At 59.9% G+C, this 3,759-nt stretch carries 2 rRNA genes; both read left to right on the top strand.

The features are described 5' to 3' along the window. The first annotated feature begins 338 nt into the window (after positions 1–338). Positions 339–3,469, top strand: a 23S ribosomal RNA gene (locus CUT39_RS19915). A gap of 159 nt (positions 3,470–3,628) precedes the next feature. After that, positions 3,629–3,745: ribosomal RNA gene (gene rrf, locus CUT39_RS19910) — 5S ribosomal RNA — on the top strand. Positions 3,746–3,759: the final 14 nt, after the last annotated feature.

Genomic DNA, 3,759 nt, shown 5'->3' with positions numbered 1-3,759 from the left:
GGTGGGTCGGCACCCTGTTGGGGTTCTGAGGCAATGGGTCTCGGAGCCTGGTCATGCTGCGGGCACGCGGTGGTGGCTGCTGGTGGTTGCCGGTTCGGTCGGTCGTTTTCGGCTGGTTCGTCTCGGTGGGCTGCTGGTGGTTGGTGTGTCGGGTGTGGTTGGTGTGTTGTTTGAGATTTGTATAGTGTGCGTGAGTGTCTTTGTTTCTGCCTTGACTGACAGGGCTGCGCTGCCGTGTGGGCTGTGGGTGGTTGATCTTCGGGTTGATGGTCTGCGGTTCGGTTGGGGCGCTGGTTCGTTTTCGGGCTGGTGTCCCTGGTGGTGTGGTTTGTGGTGTTGGTTAAGTTGTGTAGGGCGCATGGTGGATGCCTTGGTGCCGGATGGCCGATGAAGGACGTGTGAGGCCGCGTTAGTCCTGGGGGAGTTGTCAACTGTGCTGTGATCCCAGGGTTTCCGAATGGGGTAACCTGGCCGGGTTGGTGCCCGGTCGCCGCTTTCTGAATGTATAGGGGAGTCGGTGGTGTGGCGGGGAAGTGAAACATCTTAGTACCTGCTGTGGAGAAAACAAGAGTGATTCCGTGAGTAGTGGCGAGCGAAAGCGGAGGAGGCTAAACCGGGTTCGTGTGATAGCCGGCAGGTGTTGCGGGCTCGGGGTTGTGAGGCATGGGCGTTGTCCGCTGCCGCGGGCAGGTGTCTGGTGTGTTGGTTAGCTGAACGGTCTGGGAAGGCCGGCCGGAGTGGGTGAGAGTCCCGTAGGTGAAGGCTGATGTGCTGGGTGCGGCTTGTGTGCTCGAGTAGTGCGGGGTTCGTGGAGTCTCGTGTGAATCTGCCAGGACCGTCTGGTAAGCCTAAAGTGGTCCGGTGACCGATAGTGGAGAGTACCGTGAGGGAATGGTGAAAAGTACCCCGGGAGGGGAGTGAAAGAGTGCCTGAAACCATGTGCCTGTAAGCCGTCAGAGCCCGGTGTGGTGGATTCGTCTGCTGCGGGTGGGTGATGGCGTGCCTTTTGAAGAATGAGCCTGCGAGTCGTGATGTGCAGCGAGGTTAACCCGTGTGTGGGGGAGCCGGAGCGAAAGCGAGTCTGAAGAGGGCGTTGAGTTGTGTGTTGTGGACCCGAAGCGGGGTGATCTACCCATGTCCAGGGTGAAGCGGCTGTAAGAGGTCGTGGAGGCCCGAACCCACCTAGGTTGCAAACTGGGGGGATGAGGTGTGGGTAGGGGTGAAAGGCCAATCAAACTCCGTGATAGCTGGTTCTCCCCGAAATGCATTTAGGTGCAGCGTCGTGTGGTGCACCGGGGTGGTAGGGCGCTGGTTGGGTGATGGGCCGTGTCGGTTACTGAGCTCAGCTAAACTTCGAATGCTCTGGTGTTGAGTGCGGCAGTGAGTCCGCCGGTGAGAAGATCGGTGGTCGAGAGGGAAACAGCCCGGATTACCGGCTAAGGCCCCTAAGGGTGTGCTGAGTGGAAAAGGATGTGGGGTCGCGTTGACAGCCAGGAGGTTGGCTTAGAAGCAGCCATCCTTGAAAGAGTGCGTAATAGCTCACTGGTCGAGTGGTTTCGCGCCGATAATGTAGCGGGGCTGAAGTACACCGCCGAAGCCGTAGCAGCGCTGGGCAGGTTTTGCTTGTCCGGTGTTGGGTAGGGGAGCGTCGTGCCAGAGGTGAAGCCGAGCCGTGAGGTAGCCCTGTGGGGTGTGTTGGTGGATTTGGTGCGAGTGAGAATGCAGGCATGAGTAGCGTGACGGCTGTGAGAATCAGCTGCGCCGATTGACTAAGGGTTCCAGAGGACGGTTGTTCCGCTCTGGGTTAGTCGGGGCCTAAGGCGAGGCCGAGAGGCGTAGTCGATGGTGAACCGGTTGATATTCCGGTACCCGAGTGCCGCGATGGACGCGATAGCGGTTGTGCTAACCGGTCGGTTGCTGGTGCCGCTGCCATTTCGGTGGTGGTGGTGTTGGTTGCTGGTTGGGGTCCCTGCCGTGTGTAGTGTAGTGATGGGGTGACGCAGTGGGGTAGCCGTACCGTCTGGTGGATCAGGCGGGGTAAGGTGGTAGCCCGTCCTCTCAGGCAAATCCGGGGGGATGTGGGGTGAGCGCTGAGGCGTAGCCCGTCAGGGTGAATTCGGTGATCCCGTGCTGTCGAGAAAAGCCTCTAGCGAGTGGTGTCTCGGCCCGTACCCGAAACCGACACTGGTAGTCAGGTAGAGTATACTGAGGCGTTCGAGTGATGTGTGGTTAAGGAATTCGGCAAATTGCCTCCGTAACTTCGGGAGAAGGAGGGCCCTCGGTCGTGGCCGGAAGCCGGCGGAAGCGGTTGGGGGTTGCAGAGGCCAGGGAGAAGCGACTGTTTACTAAAAACACAGGTCCATGCGAAGCCGTGAGGTGAGGTATATGGACTGACGCCTGCCCGGTGCTGGAACGTTAAGAGGATCCATCAGCCCTTCGGGGTGTCGTGGTGAATTGAAGCGCCAGTAAACGGCGGTGGTAACTATAACCATCCTAAGGTAGCGAAATTCCTTGTCGGGTAAGTTCCGACCTGCACGAATGGCGTAACGACTTCTCCGCTGTCTCAACCACATGCTCGGCGAAATTGCAGTACGAGTAAAGATGCTCGTTTCGCGCGGCAGGACGGAAAGACCCCGGGACCTTTACTATAGCTTGGTATTGGTGCTTTGTCTGGTTTGTGTAGGATAGGCGGGAGCCGTGGAGTCCGCCACGCTAGTGGCGGCCGAGGCGTTGGTGAAATACCGCTCTGGTCAGGTGAGGCTTCTAACCTGCGGCCCTGGATCGGGTCGGGGGACAGTGCCTGGTGGGTAGTTTAACTGGGGCGGTTGCCTCCTAAATGGTAACGGAGGCGCCCAATGGTGCCCTCACGTCGGTTGGAAACCGGTGTTTGAGTGTAAGCGTAGAAGGGTGCTTGACTGTGAGACTGACGGGTCGAGCAGGTGCGAAAGCAGGGGCTAGTGATCCGGCACCGGTGTACGGATGCGGTGTCGCTCAACGGCTAAAAGGTACCCCGGGGATAACAGGCTGATCTTCCCCAAGAGTCCGTATCGACGGGATGGTTTGGCACCTCGATGTCGGCTCGTCGCATCCTGGGGCTGGAGTTGGTCCCAAGGGTTGGGCTGTTCGCCCATTAAAGCGGCACGCGAGCTGGGTTTAGAACGTCGTGAGACAGTTCGGTCCCTATCCGCCGCGCGCGTTGGAGATTTGGTGGAGGGCTGTCCCTAGTACGAGAGGACCGGGATGGACGAACCGCTGGTGTGCCAGTTGTCCCGCCAGGGGCATGGCTGGTTGGCTACGTTCGGGAGCGATAACCGCTGAAAGCATCTAAGCGGGAAGCGTGCTTCCAGATGAGATCTCCGTCAACGAACCGTTGGTGAGGCGCCCGGGAGATGACCGGGTTGATAGGCCCGACATGGAAGCGCCGCAAGGTGTGGAGTGGACGGGTACTAACCGCCGAGGACTTAACCCAACATGCAAGCAAACCCGCGAAAGGCGGGCCCTGCGCAGTCTCCGCTGGTGGGGACGGGGGCGCTCACGCACGCTATGCGATTCTGAGGCAACACACCGCCCGCCTCGGGCGGCCCCGCTGGGCGGGGCCGACCGGAGGGGGGCGGGGCTCACTGGTTTGTTTGGTGGTGAGAGCGGAAGTGGCACACCCGGTCCCATTCCGAACCCGGTCGTTACGGCTTCCAGCGCCGATGGTACTGCACTCGCGAGGGTGTGGGAGAGCAGGACACCGCCAAACAACACAACACGAAA

Origin of the sequence: Glycomyces xiaoerkulensis, assembly GCF_002798405.1 — a bacterium.
GTDB lineage: Bacteria > Actinomycetota > Actinomycetes > Mycobacteriales > Micromonosporaceae > Glycomyces > Glycomyces xiaoerkulensis.
The sequence above is the reverse complement of the archived record's forward strand: the minus strand, read 5'-3'. Positions and strand labels throughout refer to the sequence as shown.